This window comes from Cryobacterium sp. (assembly GCF_025463825.1).
GTDB lineage: Bacteria > Actinomycetota > Actinomycetes > Actinomycetales > Microbacteriaceae > Cryobacterium.
In genome coordinates this window covers 30,557-47,173 of the sequence record NZ_JAODBG010000024.1, presented here as the reverse complement: position 1 = coordinate 47,173, position 16,617 = coordinate 30,557, and the positions used below count along the sequence as shown (strand labels likewise).

At 67.4% G+C, this 16,617-nt stretch carries 14 protein-coding genes; 6 read left to right on the top strand and 8 right to left on the bottom strand.

Annotation, left to right across the window (positions count from 1 at the left end; all coding sequences use genetic code 11):
• The coding region (locus tag JWP54_RS02905; protein ID WP_297366957.1) for an NAD-dependent epimerase/dehydratase family protein at window positions 1-250 on the bottom strand (250 nt) is incomplete at its 3' end.
• 124 nt (window positions 251-374) lie between these two features.
• Here JWP54_RS02905 and JWP54_RS02900 point away from each other — a divergent pair.
• Both JWP54_RS02900 and rfbA read left to right on the top strand, forming a co-directional pair.
• Window positions 375-983 (top strand): dTDP-4-dehydrorhamnose 3,5-epimerase family protein, encoded by a 609-nt coding sequence (locus JWP54_RS02900; RefSeq protein WP_297366954.1) that lies wholly within the window; start codon window positions 375-377, stop codon window positions 981-983.
• Window positions 984-986: 3 nt separating this feature from the next.
• A complete protein-coding gene (gene rfbA, locus JWP54_RS02895; RefSeq protein ID WP_297366951.1) occupies window positions 987-1,853 on the top strand; it encodes a glucose-1-phosphate thymidylyltransferase RfbA in 867 nt (288 codons plus the stop codon).
• 83 nt (window positions 1,854-1,936) lie between these two features.
• Here the strand turns inward: rfbA and JWP54_RS02890 are convergent, their stop codons facing one another.
• The 3 genes from JWP54_RS02890 to JWP54_RS02880 are packed head-to-tail and all read right to left on the bottom strand — an operon-like array spanning window position 1,937 to window position 4,867.
• Window positions 1,937-2,905 carry an NAD(P)-dependent oxidoreductase gene (locus JWP54_RS02890; protein ID WP_297366948.1) on the bottom strand — a complete coding sequence of 323 codons (969 nt, stop codon included), beginning with the start codon at window positions 2,903-2,905 and terminating at the stop codon, window positions 1,937-1,939.
• The gene (locus JWP54_RS02885) at window positions 2,902-3,918 is read right to left on the bottom strand and encodes a glycosyltransferase (RefSeq protein WP_297366945.1); all 1,017 of its coding nucleotides are present in this window, start codon (window positions 3,916-3,918) and stop codon (window positions 2,902-2,904) included. The genes JWP54_RS02890 and JWP54_RS02885 overlap by 4 nt, the downstream gene beginning before the upstream one ends.
• 40 nt (window positions 3,919-3,958) lie before the next feature.
• Window positions 3,959-4,867: a glycosyltransferase family A protein gene (locus JWP54_RS02880; RefSeq protein ID WP_297366942.1), complete on the bottom strand. Its 909-nt coding sequence runs from the start codon at window positions 4,865-4,867 to the stop codon at window positions 3,959-3,961.
• 99 nt (window positions 4,868-4,966) lie between these two features.
• Between JWP54_RS02880 and JWP54_RS02875 the strand changes: the two genes are divergently transcribed.
• The 4 genes from JWP54_RS02875 (at window position 4,967) to JWP54_RS02860 (ending at window position 11,512) form a co-directional block, all read left to right on the top strand.
• Complete coding sequence (locus JWP54_RS02875) at window positions 4,967-7,198, top strand: hypothetical protein (RefSeq protein WP_297366939.1); 2,232 nt, start codon at window positions 4,967-4,969, stop codon at window positions 7,196-7,198.
• Entirely contained in the window at window positions 7,195-8,148 is a 954-nt protein-coding gene (locus tag JWP54_RS02870) for a glycosyltransferase (RefSeq protein WP_297366936.1), read from the top strand. Before JWP54_RS02875 ends, JWP54_RS02870 begins: the two co-directional genes overlap by 4 nt.
• A 2-nt stretch (window positions 8,149-8,150) precedes the next feature.
• Window positions 8,151-8,990: a glycosyltransferase gene (locus tag JWP54_RS02865; protein ID WP_297366933.1), complete on the top strand. Its 840-nt coding sequence runs from the start codon at window positions 8,151-8,153 to the stop codon at window positions 8,988-8,990.
• A 170-nt stretch (window positions 8,991-9,160) separates the two neighbouring features.
• Window positions 9,161-11,512 carry a hypothetical protein gene (locus tag JWP54_RS02860; protein ID WP_297366930.1) on the top strand — a complete coding sequence of 784 codons (2,352 nt, stop codon included), beginning with the start codon at window positions 9,161-9,163 and terminating at the stop codon, window positions 11,510-11,512.
• A 91-nt stretch (window positions 11,513-11,603) separates the two neighbouring features.
• On the opposite strand, the gene JWP54_RS02855 is transcribed toward JWP54_RS02860, so the two are convergent.
• The 4 genes from JWP54_RS02855 to glf all read right to left on the bottom strand — a co-directional run bounded on the left by JWP54_RS02855 (window position 11,604) and on the right by glf (window position 16,497).
• Window positions 11,604-12,356: an ABC transporter ATP-binding protein gene (locus JWP54_RS02855; protein WP_297366927.1), complete on the bottom strand. Its 753-nt coding sequence runs from the start codon at window positions 12,354-12,356 to the stop codon at window positions 11,604-11,606.
• Complete coding sequence (locus JWP54_RS02850) at window positions 12,340-13,212, bottom strand: ABC transporter permease (RefSeq protein ID WP_297366924.1); 873 nt, start codon at window positions 13,210-13,212, stop codon at window positions 12,340-12,342. The genes JWP54_RS02855 and JWP54_RS02850 overlap by 17 nt, the downstream gene beginning before the upstream one ends.
• Window positions 13,213-13,305: 93 nt before the next feature.
• Window positions 13,306-15,315 (bottom strand): glycosyltransferase, encoded by a 2,010-nt coding sequence (locus JWP54_RS02845; protein WP_297366920.1) that lies wholly within the window; start codon window positions 15,313-15,315, stop codon window positions 13,306-13,308.
• Between the two features lie 15 nt (window positions 15,316-15,330).
• Window positions 15,331-16,497: a UDP-galactopyranose mutase gene (glf, locus tag JWP54_RS02840; protein ID WP_297366918.1), complete on the bottom strand. Its 1,167-nt coding sequence runs from the start codon at window positions 16,495-16,497 to the stop codon at window positions 15,331-15,333.
• Window positions 16,498-16,617 lie beyond the last annotated feature (120 nt).

Here is a 16,617-nt window from a genome sequence, read left to right as displayed (position 1 = left end):
CGAAGTGCACCACGGCGTCCAGGCCGGGGAAGAGGGTGTCCAGCAGGGCGCCGTCGCGGATGTCGCCCTGGACGAAGCTGTACCGGGGGGAGTCGGCCACGGGGGCCAGGTTCTCCAGGTTGCCGGAATAGGTGAGCGCGTCCAGGACGACGACCTCAGCGCCCTCCAGGCCCGGGTAGGCGTCTTGCAGGGTGCGGCGAACGAAGTTCGAGCCGATGAACCCGGCGCCGCCGGTGACGAGGATCTTCATGAAGAGTAGGCGCTCCTTAGGTCTGCTGAGGACTGAATAGTAGCGGCTCCATATTTCTCACGCGTGACGCTGACCCATGCCGTCATGTAATCCGACCGAAACCACCGGCCAATAGGATGGCGCCGTGCAGATCCGCGAACTCAAAGTCCCTGATTCCTACGAAATCATCCCGAAGCAGTTCGGTGACGACCGGGGCGTGTTCCTGGAGTGGTACCGCTTCGACAAGCTCTCCGAGGCCGTCGGGCACCCGCTGGAGTTGCGCCAGGCCAACACCAGCGTGTCCAGCCGCGGGGTGGTGCGCGGCATCCACTTCGCCGACATCCCGCCGGGCCAGGCCAAGTACGTCACCGCCACCCACGGGGCGATCATCGACTTCATCGTCGACATCCGGGTCGGCTCGCCCACCTTCGGCCAGTGGGACTCGGCGCTGCTGGACGACGTCGACCGGAAGGCCGTGTACCTCTCCGAGGGCCTGGGCCACGCGTTCGTCGCGCTGACCGACAAAGCCACCGTGAGCTACCTGGTCTCCTCCACCTACACCGTCGGCGCCGAACACGGCATCAACCCCCTCGACGAGGAGGTCGGCCTGGTCTTCCCGTCCGCGGCCGGCGAACTGCGGCTCTCCCCGAAGGACACCGACGCGCTCAGCCTCGCCGAGGCCGCCGAAAGCGGACTGCTGCCCACCTGGGACGCCGCCCGCGCCTACTACCAGACGCTCAACGAACGGAACTGACCCATGCGCGGAATCATTCTCGCCGGAGGCTCTGGCACCCGCCTGTGGCCGATCACCAAGGGCATCAGCAAACAACTGATGCCGATCTACGACAAGCCGATGATCTACTACCCCCTGTCGACGCTGATGATGGCCGGCATCCGCGAGGTCCTCATCATCACCACCCCCGAATACAACGACCAGTTCAAAGCGCTCCTCGGCGACGGCAGCGACCTCGGCCTGAAGCTCGAATACGCCGTGCAGCCCTCCCCGGACGGCCTCGCGCAGGCGTTCACCATCGGTGAGGACTTCATCGGCGACGACAGCGTCGCCCTGGTCCTGGGCGACAACATCTTCCACGGCGCGGGCCTGGGAACGGCGCTGCGCAACAACGCCGACATCGATGGCGCGCTGATCTTCGCGTACCACGTGTCCAACCCCACCTCCTATGGCGTGGTCGAGTTCGACGACGACTTCACCGCCGTGTCGATCGAAGAGAAGCCGGTCAAGCCCAAGAGCAACTACGCCGTGCCCGGCCTGTACTTCTACGACAACTCCGTCGTCGAGATCGCCAAGTCCATCGAGCCCTCCGCCCGCGGCGAACTGGAGATCTCCACCGTCAACGAGCGCTACCTCAACCAGGGCAACCTGCACGTGCAGGTCCTGGACCGCGGCACCGCCTGGCTGGACACCGGCACCTTCGAATCCATGATGCAGGCCTCCGAATACGTCCGCGTCATCGAAGACCGCCAAGGCCACAAGATCGGCTGCATCGAAGAGATCGCCTGGCGCGCCGGCTGGATCGACGACACCCAACTCAGCCGACTCGCCGCACCCCTCGCCAAAAGCGGCTACGGCGGCTACCTCGCCGGGCTGCTCACGACCGACTAACGATCGGTCCCACCGCCTGCCGCACAGGCCCCTTGGAGTTCCACGGGGCCTTTTGCGGGAACTCGCGGGTGTGCGGGCGCGGCTCAGCCGCCGGACTGGATGTGGGCGAGGACGTCGTCCATGGTCGCCTTGATTCCGGCGGGCAGGCTGGTGAGCTGCCGCTTGTCGAGGTCGGGCCACACCGTCGAGGTGATGCGCAGGTCCAGGCCCTGCATGGACGCCTCGGCCGAGTAGCCGAGCATCACGTTCGGCTGGCCCTTGGCCAGGCTGCGGATGTGCCCGAGCAGGTTGCTGATCGTCACGGCCTGGCCGGAGGCAAGGTTCTTCACCACCTCGGTACGACCGGCCACGGCCGACACGGCATGGAGGCGGTCCACGCAGTCCACGACGAGTTCGGCGCAGTCGCGCACGAAGATGTAGTCCCGCATGGTCTCCAACGGAACGAAGATCGAAGCGGGACGGGGGGAGAACTGGGCCTTGGCCAGGTGCGAGATCAGGCCCTGCATCTTGCCGAGCTTCTGGCCCGGCCCGTACAGGTTCGCGATCCGGCCGGCCAGCACCGAGACCCCGGACGACCGGGAGAACTCGAACAGGCTCGCTTCGGCGTCCAGTTTGAACCGGCCGTAACCGGAGATGGGCACCGGTGTGCTGGTCTCGTCGAACGGTGGATGCGCCGACCCGCCGTAGACGCCGCCGGCTGACGAGGCGTAGAACACCGCGCCGCGCGCGGCCGTGCCGTGCGAACCCGCGGTGGTGCGCACCGTGTCCAGCACCAGCTTGAGCTGATGCAGTTCCCGGGCGATGGCCGCCGGGGGAGTCGACGTGACGGCGTTGCCGGCCAGCCAGAGCACGACCCAGTCCGCGGAATCGATGGCGGCGGCGCGCAGCAACCGTTCGGCGGTCGCCGAGGCCGACTCGACCAGCGCCGCATCGTCCTCCCACGGCAGCGGCTCCGCCGGAAGCAGCACCCAGCCGTTGCGTCGCCCGATGGCCGCGGAGGTGGCGCTACCGAGCAGGCCGCGGGCACCGATCACCCAGGCATAGGTCGTCACTTGAGCGCTTTGCGCGTCCGCCCGAGTGGACCATCCGCCGGGTCGGTGGTGATCAGGTACGGCGGCTTGCCCATCGCCATGTTCACGTTGATGCCGATGTACTCGGCGATGATGCCGAGGGAGAAGAGGATGAAACCGGCGCTGAGCAGAACCAGGACGCTCAGGGAGGCCCAGCCCTGGATGGCAATGTCGCCGGCGAGGCGTTGGATGAAGATCACCACGGCGAAGACGACACCGACGAGAGCGAAGACCACACCGAGCCCGCTGACCAGACGCAGGCCCCGGGTGCCCGTCGTGAGGATCATGCGCCAGAAGTGGGAGAACAACCGGCGTGCGGAGTAGCCGGACGACCGTTCGCCCTCCTCGCGCAGCTCGACGGGGGAAGTGGTGACGCGGGCGGCGACCCAGCCGATGGCCACGTCGAGGTAGACGCCGCTGCCGGCGTACGCGGCGACGCTACGCCCGATGTTGCCGAGCATCAGCCGGTAGCTCTGGTAGTCGGCGGCGGCGCCGGAGCCGGAGAGCTTGGTGAGCAGGTACTTGGCACCCTTGGAGGCGCCGTTGCGCAGGGCGCCGTGTGGAGCCGGGTTGGTGGGCTTGGCGTACACGACGCTGGCCTGCTCGCGCATGGCCGTGTCGAGCATGCCGCCGATGGCGCGGGGATCGTGCTGGCCGTCCTCGTCGAGGGTGACGATCCAGTCGCCGCCGGAGGACGCCATTCCGGCCAGGGTGGCGGCGTGCTGCCCGAAGTTCTTGCTCAGCCAGATCCCGCGCGCGAACGGGTACCGTTCGGTGATGTCACGGATGATCGACGCCGAGTTGTCCGGTCCGTGGTCGAAGACCAGCAGGACCTCTTCGACCTGGAAGGTGTAGCCGTCCGGGGTGATGCTCAGCCGGGTCAGCGGTTCGATCTCGTCGAGCACGCCGCCCAGGGTGCGTTCGCCCTGGTACACGGGGATCACGATGGAGATGCTGTGGTCGGCGACGCCGGGTTCTGCTGCGGGGAGTGTCACGGGTTCAGAACCTACCACACGGCCGGATTCACCGGCCGGATCAGGCGCTTGCTGCTGCATCCGATCTCACCGCCTTCGACATGCGCCGGCCGAGCCAGACGTAGGCGAGGCGACGAACCTGCGCCATCACCCGTGCCCGGGTGTTGCCGAGAATCCGGTCGGCCTTCGACACGACATCGGGGCGGGTCTCGGCCATCCAATTGTGGAAGCCCATCGCCTGGGCGGCCTGCTCCGCGACGAGGCGAACGCTCCACTGGCTGTCCGAAATGCGGAAGCCGGCCAGGCTGCCGGGGACGCCGACGAATTTGCCTTCCAGGAGCACCCGGGAGTAGGAGGCCTGGTCGATCAGGTACGGCCAGCGAGAATCCCACCAGCCGGTTTTCTCGAGCACGCTGCGGCGCATCAGCACGCAGCCGGGTTCGCCGAAGATGTTGGTGCCCTGGGTGACGCTCTTCCGCACGGCCACGGTGCCGTCGTGCACGCCGGTGAGCCCGGCGAGGCCACGATTCTTGATCACCGGCACGCTGTTGGCGTCGACGATGTCACGCGGGGAGGCGGCGAGCACGGCGGTCGGCTCGGCGACGAGCGCGGCCACCTGCTGGGCCACGATGGTCGGGTAGAGCAGGTCGTCACCGCAGACGAGCTTGATCAGGTCGCCGGTGGCCGCCTGGCTCACGCGGTTCCAGTTGCGCAGGGCGCCGCCGCCGGCCTCGGTGTGCAGCAGAGTGACCCGTGGGTCGGTGCGGTAGCGCTGCATCACCGTCCAGGTGGCATCGGTCGACGCGTGGTCGGACACGATCACCTCGAGGTTGGCGTAGGTCTGGCCGAGCACTGACTTCATCGTCTCGTCGAGGTAGTCCGCGTTGTTGTAGGCGGGGATGACGATGGAGACGAGGGGCTCGTCAGCGGCGGCGGGGGTGGGGCCGGAGGGCTGCGCGTGAATGCTCATGTGTAGGTGGTTGCTCGTTTCGTTGGGGAAACTACCCCACCACGATACCCGCTGGCCCCGGCGTGCGCTTGTGAAGGCACCGTGAGGGATAATCTTCTGGTGCAGTCCAAAATAGTGTGGCCCATTCTCGTCGTGGTGGCAGTCCTGGTGGGAGCGAGTGTCCCACTGCTCTTCGACCACGGTTTCTACTTCGTCGACGACACCCAGTCAGGTGCATTCGGGCAGTGGTACGAGATCGGCCGGCGGGTGCTCGACCTGGACTGGTCGCTGATCAACCCCCGCGTCTGGCAGTCGGGCAACTACCTGGCCGAGGGCGCCTGGGGCATCTTCAGCCCGCTGCTCTGGCTGGTGGGCATCGGCGCCTACTACGCGGGCAACGCCCTGATCTTCAGCACCGTCATCAAGGTCACCTTCCTGCTGCTCGGCGCCGTCGGCATCTACGCGCTGGCCCGCAACTTCGGAGCGCTCCGCCCCTGGTCCGCCCTCGTCGCCGTCGCCGCGCCCCTGGCCGGGTTCACCTTGTATATGGATGCGTCGTCCTGGGTGAACGGACTGATGGCGTGGAGCTTCCTCCCGCTGACCTGGGTGCTGGCGCGGCGGGCCGTGCTGCAGGCGAAGTCGCCGGTTCTGCCGATCCTCTCGGCGATCTGCCTGGTCGGCATCGGCTACGCGCACGCCACGATCTTCCTCGCCCTCGTGTTGGGCGCCCTGATCGTCGAGGCGTTCGTCAGCAAGCACCGTCCGTCGATCGTGCGGGCGTTCGGCCTGGCCTTCGCCGCGGGCAGTTTCGCCGTCATCGTGCACCTGCCCGGCGTGCTGACCGCGCCGGTCACCGGGCGCACCAGCACCTACGAGAACTCCGGACTGCTGACCGTGAACCTCAGCGGCTTGTTCGCGTCGTCGACTCCGGTCGGCACCCCCTCGATGCTGTTCTTCAGCGGGAACTTCCCGTACGCGCCGCTGCTCTACATCGCCTGGTTCCTGCCGCTGCTGGCGTTCGTGGACTTCGGCCGCCTGTGGGGCCTGCTGCGCGCCCGGTTGAGCATTGTCATCATCCTCATCGCCGCGCTGATCGGAGTGCTGCTGCCCAGCGACTTCGGTGCGCTGCGGTTCCCGGTGCGGATGATGCCGTACGTCACCCTCGCTGTGCTGCTGCTGCTCGCAGTGGGCCTCTCCCACGCCACGGCGGCCGTGATCGGTCGCGGCCGGTTCCTGCTCGCCGGCGGTTTCGTGCTCGTCGGCGCCGGCCTCACCTGGGCCGCCGCCCCGCAGTACATCAAACTGCTGCTCCTCGTGACGGTCATCATCCTCGCCGCCCTGTGGGTGGCCTACCGCATCCTGTCCGGCCGCGGTCTCCCGTTCCTCGGCAGCAATACCTCCGGTCGGCTCGCGGGCCGGGGCGTTGCGACTCTCGGCTGGACGGGCATCGCCCTGACCGTGCTGCTGCTGGTTCCCCAACACGTGTCCTCGCCCACCTCGCCGCTGCCGGACTACAACGTCCCCGTCGACGTCAGCGAGTACCAGGACCAGCTCCAGTCCGCCGAGGGCGACGTGGTCGTCGTCGGCGGCGTGCCGGACGTGAACGACCCCGACGCCTGGGACGAGCTCCTGGTCGGGAACCTCTGGTACGTGGCGGAGGAGGACGTGCAGAACGCGTATTCCGCCGTGTACTACAGCCCGTACAACAACCTCACCTGCATGTCCTACAACGGTTCCACCTGCCCCGACCTCTACGACCGTTTGTTCGAGCCGATGGACGAGACCGGGCTGACGGCAGCCGACCTGATGGGCATCAGCTCGGTGCAGTCGGTGAAGGGCGTCGTGCCGAGACGGGACTGGAATGACGTTCCCGACGGCTGGGCGATCGTCGAAGACTCCGACCAGACCCGCCTGATCGTGCGCGACGAACCCGTTCCCGGCGCCGGATCCGTCGTGTGGTCCTCCGAGGGCACCGAGGTCAGCGTGCTGAGCGAGGACGCGATGGGGGTGACCTTCCAGGTCGACGCCGTCGGTCCCGACGGCGGCCAGGTCGCGCTGAGCAGGATCCCGTGGCCCGGCTACGAGGCCGAGGGCGCCACCATCTCCGACGAGCCGGTCGAAACCTTCCTCCTCGGCGTGGACATCGACGCCTCCCAGGTCGGTCAGACCGTGACGGTGTCGTTCCACTCGCCGGGGTACCCGCTGCAGCTTGCGGCGGCCGCGCTGATCCTGCTGATCCTGCTGGGCTGGCCGGTGCTGCGCCTGATCGGCCGCCGACGGGACGGCAACACCAACGCCGTGGGGCGGCTGGCGGTCGGCAGCCGCCGACCGGCACCCGAGGTGACGGTATGACAGGTGGGGCCGTTCGCACCATAGCGGTCGTGGTCGCCTACAACCGTCGCGACCTGTTGATCGAGGTGCTGGACGCCCTCGCCGGGCAGACCAGCCCGGTCGCCGCTATCGTCGTCGTCGACAACGCCTCCACCGACGACACTGCCGACGTGGTGCGGACGCGGTACCCGCACGTCGACCTGGTGTCCGTCGCCCGCAACACCGGCGGCGCCGGCGGCTTCGCGATCGGAGCCGCCCGAGCCGTGGTGCGCCAGGCGGCCGACCTGGTCTGGCTGATGGATGACGACACGGTGCCGACCGACACCGCCCTGGCGGCGCTGCTTGCGAGCGTCGGGGACGATGACCGGGTCACCATCGCCGGCTCCCGGGTGGTGTGGACCGACGGGCAGGACCACCCGATGAACACCCCCCGGCCCAAGCCTTTCGTCCGCGCCGCCGAGAAGGCCGCCGCCGAGGCCCGAGACGCCGTCCCGGTGCGCAGCACGTCGTTCGTGTCGATGCTGGTGCGGGCCGACGCCGTGCGCCGGCACGGGCTGCCCATCGCCGACTACTTCATCTGGAACGACGACTTCGAATACTCGATGCGCATCCTGCGGAAAAGTCGCGGCTTCTTCGTGCCCGGCAGCGTCGTGGTGCACAAGACCGTCAAGCTCGGTGCCACGGACGTAGACCCCGGCGCCCGGTTCTACTACGAAGTGCGCAACAAGGTCTGGCTTCTCCGGCGCTCCCGCGGGCTGAGCCCGGCCGAGAAGCTTCTCTACACCGGATCGTCCCTGCGCCGCTGGGCCCGTACCTTCACGGCGTCCGCCGACCGGCCCTTGCTTGCGAGGGGCCTGCGCAGCGGGCTCCGCGACGGTTTCCGCAGCCGCCCCCGGCCCAACCGGGTGGCGCTGGCCGGGTTGGGCGAGGCATCCGACGATGTCGCCGCCTGCGAAGCCGGGGTGTCCTGACCGTGGCCGGAACCGAATTCTCCCTGCTCCTGCCGGTCTACGCCGGGGACAAGGCGGCGTACTTCACCAAGGCGTTCGCCAGCACCGTCATCGAGCAGAGCCGCCGCCCCAGCGACGTCGTCATCGTGCAGGACGGCCCCATCGGCACCGAGTTGGCCGCGGCCGTTGCGGCCGCGACGGCCAGCTCGCCGGTGCCCGTGAACCACGTGCGGCTGCCCGCGAATGTCGGCCTTGCCCGCGCCCTGGAGAGCGGCCTGGCCCACTGCGCCCACGACGTCGTCGCCCGGATGGACGCCGACGACATCTCCCTGCCGACCCGTTTCGAACGCCAGCTGGCCGTCATGGAGTCCGGCTACGACCTCGTCGGCACCGGCATGCTCGAGTTCGACGAGGCGGGCCGGGTTCTCGGCAAGCGGATCCCGCCCACCGACCCCGACGACATCGTCACCAGCGCCCGATTCTCCGACCCGTTCAACCACCCCACCGTGGTGTACCGCCGGTCGGTCGTGGCCAGGGCCGGCGGGTACCGGGAACTGCCGCTGATGGAGGACTACTGGCTGTTCGCGCGGATGATCCAGGCGGGCGCCGTGGTGGCGAACCTGCCGGATCCGCTGGTGATGTACCGGGTGGATGCCGGCGCCTACGGCCGCAGAGGCGGATTCACGCTGTTCCGCAGCGAGATCGCCCTGCAGCGCAGCCTGCTCAAGGACCGATTCGTCACCCGCCGCCAGTTCGCGCGCAACGTGCTCGTCCGCGGCGGATACCGCTTCGTCCCCGTGGCCGTCCGACGGGTCGCCTACCGCCGGTTCATTGTGCGCAACTTCCGATCCGACGGGGACTGACCGGCGCGTCACACCCACCAGGAGCGGATCCTCGCGAACACCGCAGGTTATGGTTGTTACACGTGTGCAGACGCGTGAGCATAACCGTGGGGGCGAATCTCTGCATCCCAGCGGGCTTTCTCGTGCTTTTGCCAGGTTCAGCAAACCGACAAGATAGCCGAGGCCCCGCCGTGTTCCGACCTGCCCCAGAGTGGCCTCGAGCCCACCGAGTCAGACGCGGCATCGGCCGACTGACCGCCACGATCGGTGTTTTCGCCCTCGTCATCGGGTTCCTCACGGTCGGCGCGACCACGACGGAGGACTCAGCAGCCGCGGCTTCCGGCAGCGACTTCAACGCCGGCAACATCATGAGCGACGCCGTTTTCTACAACTCGGGCACCCTGTCGAAGTCCGAGATCCAGTCGTTCCTGAACAGCAAGGTGCCCAACTGCCGGTCCGGCTACACCTGCCTCAAGAGCTACAGCCAGAAAACCGCCTCCCAGAGCGCCAAGAGCGAGGGCTGCACCGCCTACTCCGGCTCCTCGAAGGAGAGCGCCGCCGCCATCATCTCGAAGGTCGCCACCGCCTGCGGCATCAACCCGCAGGTGCTCCTGGTGCTCCTGGAGAAGGAGACCGGCCTGATCTCCGGCACGGCGCCGACCAGCGGAACCTACCGCAAGGCGACCGGATACGGCTGCCCGGATACCGCGGTCTGCGATTCCACCTACTACGGCTTCTTCAACCAGGTGTACAACGCCGCCTGGCAGTTCAAGAAGTACCAGGCGCGGCCGGAATCGCGCGGCTATGTCGCCGGCCGGTGGAACACCATCCAGTACCACCCGAACGCCTCCTGCGGAACGTCCAGCGTCTACATCGAGAACCAGGCCACCGCCGCGCTGTACGTCTACACGCCGTACCGGCCGAACCAGGCCTCGCTGGACAACATCGGCCGCACCGGCGACGGCTGCTCCTCGTACGGCAACCGTAACTTCTGGGCGTACTTCACGAACTGGTTCGGCAGCACCAGCGGTGGCAGTTCCTTCGTGCGCGACAAGGTGTCCGGCGCCATCTACCTCATCACCGGCACCGTCAAGCACTACGTCCCCACCACCGCTGTCTACAACGCCCTCGCCAAGCTGGGCACCTACCGCAACGTCAGCACCGCCTACCTGGCCGGCTACAGCAACGGGACGAACGCCAGCCCGCTGGTGCGCAACCCCCTGACCGGGGACATCGCCCTGGTGCAGGCCAACTCCCGGCACCGGTTCACCAGCTGCGGCCAGGTCTCGGTGTGGGGTTACGACTGCGGGTCACCGACCGACCTGATGCCGGGCCAGTGGAGCAAGCTCCCCACCGGCGGGGAAGTCTCCAACTTCATGGTGGTGCCGGGCAAAGACACCACCTACTTCCTGAACTCGTCGACCCGGTTCCCGGTCGCGTCCTGGACCGGCGTGCTGCGGATCAACGGCGGCAAGAGCCCCTGGGTCGGCACCATGGACACCGAGAACGCGAAGCGCTACCCCGTCGGACGGACACTCGAAACGCCGGGAACGGCGATCAAGACCGCGACATCCAGCGACGTCTTCCTGGTCGATGGCACCTTCTCCCGCATCCGGGTGCCCTCGCTCGCGGTCTTGGGCGAGTACGGTGCCTCGTCGATCAAGACGGTGTCGAGCGCAACGATGAGCGGCTACAATCGGGCGGCCGCCGACCTCACCCTGGTCGCCACCTGCAATTCCAAGCTCGTCCTCGTTCACGGCAAGAAGGCCTCACCGCTGGGAAAGGGCAACGGCGCCGGCATCGCGACCACCACTCTCACACCGTCCACGTGCCGAGCGCTGGGCGCCGGCGCGACGATTTCGAACAAGGTCTTCGCAATGGCGAAGGGGTCACCGACCGTGTACCGCATCGTCGACGGCACCGCCCGCCAGGTCCTGGCCTGGAGCGACGTGATAGCGCTCAACGGCGGCAAGACCCCGACCATCGTGACGTGGTCGTCGGGCACCATCAAGACCTTCGCCCGCCCGGGCGGCATCGTCGCTCCGGCGTCGCTGATCAAGTCGGCCGGCAGCCCCAATGTGTACCTCACCGACGGACACGACCGGATGACACGGGTCGGCTCGTTCGGGACAACCGACTCCCTGGGCATCACGGGCTACCGTACGGTGCCGGACTCCGTCATCACGGGGTACACCAAGACCGCGGGCTCGGTGAGCCGGGTCGTCACCTGCTTCGGCACCCAGTACATCGGCCTCAAGGGCACCCTGTACCGGCTCGGCTCGGGCAACACCACCGGATTCGCGCTCACGAGCCTGCGCGACACCACCTGTTCGACGCTCACGCTGTCCCAGGAGACCGTCGGCCGGGTCTTCGTCACGGTGGCCGGCACACCGGCGGTGTATTACATCGCCGAAGGCAAGTACCGTGAGGTGGGCTCCTGGGCCGTCCTGCTGCGGCTGAACGGCGGCAAGGCACCGAAGGTGTACACCGTCACCTCCGCCGAGCTGGGCAGCATGCCCAAGGGCGGGACGATCACCAAGTAACCCGGACTCCACACCACGACGAAGCGCCCCGACCTCGGTCGGGGCGCTTCGTCGTGCTGCCGTCGGCGGGATCCCGGCGTGGGTGCTGGTGTTACTGGGCGCGCATGCGCGCGACGGCCTCGTGCGATTCGCCGTCGAAGACGACCTTGCCCTTGTCGATCAGGATGCCCCGGTCGCAGAGGTCGGCGACCATGCCCAGGTCATGGCTCACAACGACCAAGGTGCGGCCCTCAGCGTGCAGTTGGCGGATCTTGGCCAGGCACTTGCGCTGGAACGGTTCGTCGCCCACAGAGAGGATCTCGTCGACCAGGAGGATGTCGACCTCGGTGTGGATGGCGACCGAGAACGCGAGGCGGAGGAACATGCCCGAGGAGTAGTGCTTGACCTCGGTGTCGATGAACTTGGCGATTTCGCTGAACTCGACGATCGCGTCGAACCGGGCGTCGATCTCCTTCTGGCTCATGCCGAGGATGGCGGCGTTCAGGTAGATGTTCTCCCGGCCGGACAGATCGGGGTGGAACCCGGCGCCCACCTCGATGAGACCGGCGACGCGGCCCCGGGTGAGGACCTCCCCGGTGTCGGGCCGGAGCACGCCGGAGATCAGCTTGAGCAGCGTGGACTTGCCGGAGCCGTTGAAGCCCATCAGGGCGACGGACTCACCGGCGTTGATGGTGAAGTTGACGCCCTCGAGCGCGTTGAAACTCGACGAGATGGGCTTGCGGCGGACCGCGGCGATAACGGATTCCTTGAGGGAATGCGTGTGCCGCAGCAGAAAGGTCTTGCGGAGGTCGGAGACGATGATGGCCAGTCGCGGCGGCGCCTGCTCGTTAAAGGTCTTGGGCAAAACGACGCTCCAATCGGCGGAAGACAAGCTGTCCGATGACCAGGAGCACGCTCGAGGTGACCAGGGCGCACAGGCCGAAGAACCACAGGTTCGGCGGCAGCGGACTGCTTCCGTCGGTGGTGGGGTACCAGAAGCCGGCGTGCATGAGTTCGACGGCCGCGGTGATCGGGTTGAGCTGGTAGATCACCATCATCCAGTCCGGCAGCACCTTGGCGACGGTGTTCCACTGGTAGAGCACCGGGGACGCCCAGGTGGCCACGAGCAGGACCAGTTCGACGAAGTTCTGCGCATCGCGGAAGGACACGTTGATCGAGCCGAAGAACAGGCTCAGGCCCATGGCCAGCAGCACGATGATGAGCACGCCCAGAAGGATGCCGAGAAGCTGGACCACGCTGGGGCGCCAGCCCGTGAACACACAGACCACGGCGAGCACCAGGGCCTGGGGGAGGAAGTTGACGAACGCCACCAGGGTGGACGACACCGGGAACAGCTCGCGGGGGAGGTAGATCTTTTTGATCAGCGGCGCGTTGTCGACCAGCGACTTGGTGCCGTTGCTGAACGCCTCACTGAACAGGTTGATCACGATCAGCCCGGAGAACAGGTAGACCGGGTAGTTCGGGATGGTGCCGTTGAGCTGCAGGAAGACGCCGAGGGCGACGAAGAACACCAGGAACTGGGTGATCGGTTTGACGTAGGACCACATCCAGCCGAGGACCGATCCGCGATAGCGGACCTGGACCTCCTTGCGGACGAGGAGGGAGAGCAGGTACCGCCGGCGGAATACGTCGATCAGTCCGGCCCCTTGACCCGGGCGGACGAAGCCGTCGAGGTCTGGTACTGGAACGATTTGGGTCACGCGATTCCTTTGATCCTTGGGTCGCCTGCCAGGTGCCTCTCGGGTGGGGGCAACTGGCCCACCCGTGATTCTAGCCGTTAGCGCCGGAGCGCCTTAGCCGTGGGCGCTGTCCGCCGGCACGGCCGGCATCGCGGCGCCGGTTCCCGTGGCGGGATCCAGGCCGAGGGTGCTCGTCCAGGACTCCAGCGAGGTGAGGTCGTGTTCGCTGGCCCGATACTGCTCGCTGAGCCCCGTCCAGCGCCGGCGGAAGCGCAGGTTCTGGGTGAGGCTCGACCACAGCAGTGACCGGAACATGGCGCGGTCCCGAATGTGCCAGGTGACCCCGGAGCCTTCGGCGTTGGTGATGACCACGCTGTCCATGCTCGGTACCGTCCACCACGGGGCGGTGCGGGGCAGGTGCGTGTCCGGGCGCACCTTGCTCTGGTCGTGCGGCTTCTTCAGCCCGTGGCGCACGAAGTTGGTGATCAGGAACGAGTACAGCTGACGGCCGGAGGGGCGCGGTGCGCCGCTGCCGACGAGGTTCGTCATCGGGAACTTGCCGAAGTGGCCCAGATCGCGGATCAGGGTGGACTCGGGGTAGTCCTTCGCCAGCGCCCGGATGGCGGGCAACCGCGTGGTGAGCTCGGAGTGCAGCTCTCCGGGGCCGGCCTGGACGCTCTCGTAGGCGAGTTGGCGCAGCTTCACCGTGTAGTAGTCCATCGTCAGCAGGTGGCGTACGTCGGAGGCCAGGTTGCTGAGGGTGAGCCGGCCGCCCTTGGCGTGCGGGGAGTGCAGCAGCGCCGCGACCAGGCGGTTGCGGGCGTGGTAGAACGCCTGCCAGTCCCGGGAATCGTCCTTGTCCACCCAGGACACGTGCCACACGGCCGCGCCGGGCAGGCTGACCGTCGAGTAGCCGTGCTCGGAGGCGCGCAGCGAGAACTCGGCGTCGTCCCACTTGATGAACACGGGCAGCGACAGGCCGATCTCGCGGATCACCTCGACCGGGATCAGGCTCATCCACCAGCCGTTGTAGGCCACATCGTTGCGCTGGTGCAGCCAGGTGGTCTGGCGCAGGTTGCTGGCGGTGAAGTCGTGGCGGGACGGGGTGATCGGACCCCACATGAAGTTCCAGCTGTCGATCGACTCGGCGAAGGCGTGCAGCTTGGTCTTGTCGAACATGTCGAACATGTGGCCGCCGACGATGGTCGGTTCGGTGCACAGCCGGGCGAAGGCCAGGGCGCGGCGGATGCTTTCGGGCTCGGCGACGACGTCGTCGTCCAGCAGCATCACGTAGTCGCTGGTGCCCGCGGCGACGGTTTCGAGCATCCCGCGGGAGAACCCGCCGGAGCCGCCGGCGTTGACCTGGTCGATGACCCGCAGCCGCCCGCCCATGGCGGCGTCGACGTCGGCGTACCGGGCGTGTTCCCGGATCTTGTCGGTGCCCTGGTCGACGACGATGACCTGGTCAAGGCCAGCGAGGACATCGGAGTCCGTGGCAATCGTGGCCAACAGCTCCAGGCAGTACGAGGTGCGGTTCAGGGTCGTGATGGCGATGGTGAGCGTGCGCTCCGGCGGCGCCGGGGCGTCGCTGGGCGGCGCCTGCCATTCCGCGCTGGTGAGCGCGAAGTCCTCGCCGCGGGAAACGAGGTCGAACCAGTACCAGCCGCCGTCGATGAAGTAATCGAAGCCGAGGTCGAAGTTGACCGTGCCGGTCTCCTCGACGTGCGCGGAGTCGACCACCTGGATGACGCCGCGGGCGTTGGACCGGTACACGATGATGTCGCCGGTGCCGGTCGTGGAGATGCTCAGGCGCACCCCGGTCAGGCTGGTCCACCGGCGCCAGTAGCTGGCGGGGAAGGCGTTGAAGTAGGTGCCGAGGGAGACCCGCTTGTCCAGGCCGGGCTTCAGGCCGCGTCGGCCGTCGAGCATCGGAGTGACGTTGTGGTGGGTCAGCCGCAGCGGCTGTGTGGTGGGTTCGCTTCGGGGACCGCCGCGGCGCTTGGGGGACTCCTGGCCGGGCGTGATGATCTGGGTCCACTCGTCGGGGTCGACGTAGAGCGGTGCGACATCCGGCTCGGAGGAAGAGGGGAAGACGATTTTCTGCAGGACGATGGGCGTGGACATATGACCTCCGTGTCGCTATTCGCCGCGGCCGCTCAGCAGCGGCTTCAGCTTGTTTTCGTACATGGACAGCGCAGACCCGATGGCCATGTGCATGTCGAGGTATTGGTAGGTGCCGAGGCGGCCGCCGAAGAAGACGTCGGGCTCGCCGGCCTGGAGCGCCCGGTAGGAGTGCAGGCTCTCGCGGTCAGCGGGGGTGTTGATCGGGTAGTACGGCTCGTCGGCCTTCGTGGCTGCCCGGGAGAACTCGCGCATGATCACGGTCTTGTCGGTCGGGTACTCGGTGCGCTCAGGGTGGAAGTGCCGGAACTCGTGGATGCGGGTGTACGGAACGGTGGAGTCGGCGTAGTTCATGACCGGGGTGCCCTGGAAGTCGCCCACGGGAAGCACTTCCTGCTCGAAGTCGAGGGTGCGCCAGGTGAGTTCGCCACCCTGGTAGTCGAAGTACTTGTCGACCGGTCCGGTGTAGACGACGGGGACGCGGCCGACGACGGCCTTCTTGTTGTATTCCTGGGTCTCGTCGAAGAAATCGGTGTCGAGGCGGACCTCGATGTTCGGGTGATCGGCCATCCGCTCGATCCACGCGGTGTACCCGTCGACAGGAAGACCCTCGTGGGTGTCGTTGAAGTACCGGTTGTCGTAGTTGTAGCGCACGGGGAGCCGGCTGATGACCTCGGCCGGCAGCGCCGTCGGGGAGGTCTGCCACTGCTTGGCGGTGTAGTCGCGGATGAACGCCTCGTAGAGCGGGCGCCCGATCAGGGAGATCGCCTTCTCCTCGAGGTTGCGGGACTCGCCGGTGGCGAACTCGCTGGCCTGGCCCTTGATCAGCGCGCGCGCCTCGTCGGGCGAATGCGCGGCGCGGAAGAACTGGTTGATCGTGCCCAGGTTGATCGGCAGGGGGAAGACCTCGCCGCCGAAGTTGGTGAAGACCCGGTGCTCGTAGTCGGTGAACTTCGTGAAGCGGTTGACGTACTCCCACACCGGTTCGTTGGAGGTGTGGAAGAGATGCGCGCCATACTGGTGGACCTCGATGCCGGTTTCGGGCTCGGGCGCGCTGTACGCGTTACCGCCGATGTGGCTGCGCCGGTCGATAACGACCACCTTCAGGCCGAGTTCCCTGGCGGCGCGTTCCGCAACGGTCAGGCCGAAGAAGCCCGAGCCAACGACAACGAGGTCAACCGTCATATTAAAAGTCCTTTAGTTTCGGGGGATGCAGCCAACATTCTGCGACGTTCCACGATAGCCGATGCTTGCTGGGAGGGTCCCGCCCGACCCGCTGCCGGGCCGATCCGTCCCCTGGCCCCG